The sequence below is a fragment of the Massilia sp. AB1 genome, assembly GCF_018119385.1.
GTDB lineage: Bacteria > Pseudomonadota > Gammaproteobacteria > Burkholderiales > Burkholderiaceae_D > Telluria.
Window position 1 is genome coordinate 1 of sequence record NZ_JAGKSG010000102.1, and the last position, 1,363, is coordinate 1,363.

The window sequence follows — 1,363 nt, forward strand, 5'->3', positions numbered from 1 at the left end:
GGACCTGTCAGGAATTTTGTGTGCTGAGGTCTGTTTAAAAAATCAGCTCAACGCATTGGTAAATCGTTCGCCAAACATAATGGCGAACTGATTCGCGGCCTGCTTCCAGATGATAGGTGGCATCTTCCAGTCTTTCTCGATGTTGCGCAAGGCTAGGTAGAGCAGCTTGCTGGCGGCATCGTCGCTTGGGAAGTGCCCCCGGTTCTTAACGATCTTGCGCAGTTGCATATGCATGCTCTCGATAGCGTTGGTCGTATAGATGATTCTTCTCACCTCGGGCGGGTAAGCGAAGAACGGAATCACCTGTTCCCACTGACGCTGCCACATTGCTGCAACAGTGGGGAACTTCTTGCCCCAGTCGCTCTCTGCAAATTCCTGTAGTGCCTTTGCCGCAGCATCGCTCGACGCAGCCTGGTAAATTGATTTGAGAGCAGCAGCGAGGGGCTTACGATCCTTCCAGCTGGCGAAATTGAGCGAATTGCGGATCAGATGCACTACACAAGTCTGAATCTGCGCTTGCGGATAGACCGCTTCGATCGCTTCCGGGAAGCCGCGCAGGCCATCGACTACGGCAACCAGGACATCGTCCAGACCGCGGTTTTTCAGCTCATTGAAGACCTTTAGCCAGAACTTGGCGCCTTCCGTTTGCTCGATCCACAAGCCCAGCACTTCCTTGCGGCCGTCAGCGCGCACGCCAAGCGCCAGGTACACGGCTTTGTTTTTGACCGTGCCTTCGTCCCGGATTTTCAGCCGCAAGGCATCGAAATAGACGATCGGATACATCGCTTCCAGCGGCCGTTGCTGCCACTGGGCGACTTCTTCCAGTACCTCATCCGTAATGGTGGAGATTAAGTCAGGTGAGACTTCGGTGCCGTACAACTCGAGCAGATGGCCCTGGATCTCACGCACGCTCATTCCGCGAGCGTACATGCCAATCACATGATCGTCGAAGCCTGGCATGCGGCGCTGGTGCTTGGCCACCAGCTTTGGCTCGAACGTCGTCAGCCTGTCACGCGGGATATTCAACCGCAGCTCGCCAGCCGGCGTAAGTACCGTCTTGGCGCTGCTGCCGTTACGGTGGTTTTCGCTATCCTCGCCCTCGCTGGCCAGATGGTGACTCAACTCTGCAGCCAGCATGCGCTCGGCCAGCATCTTCTTCAGCTGGCCGGCAAGGCCAGACTCTCCCAGAATTGATTCAGCATCCTTGTTTTGAACTTGCGCCAGCAACTGGTCGATCAGTTCAACAGGAATCAGGTCTGGCGTCTTTGGTTTCTTTGGCTTCTTGGTGGTCATTGCTTCGGTCATGAACGTCCCTTTCGGTATTATTTCATGACCTCAGCAACACAAAAATTCTGACAGGCTC

The 1,363-nt window shown here is 55.0% G+C and carries 1 protein-coding gene; it reads right to left on the reverse strand.

All coding sequences use genetic code 11. From position 1 onward, the window contains the following. Nucleotides 1–42: 42 nt before the first annotated feature. Entirely contained in the window at nt 43–1,293 is a 1,251-nt protein-coding gene (locus J8847_RS23970; protein WP_211527191.1) for an IS256 family transposase, read from the reverse strand. Nucleotides 1,294–1,363 lie beyond the last annotated feature (70 nt).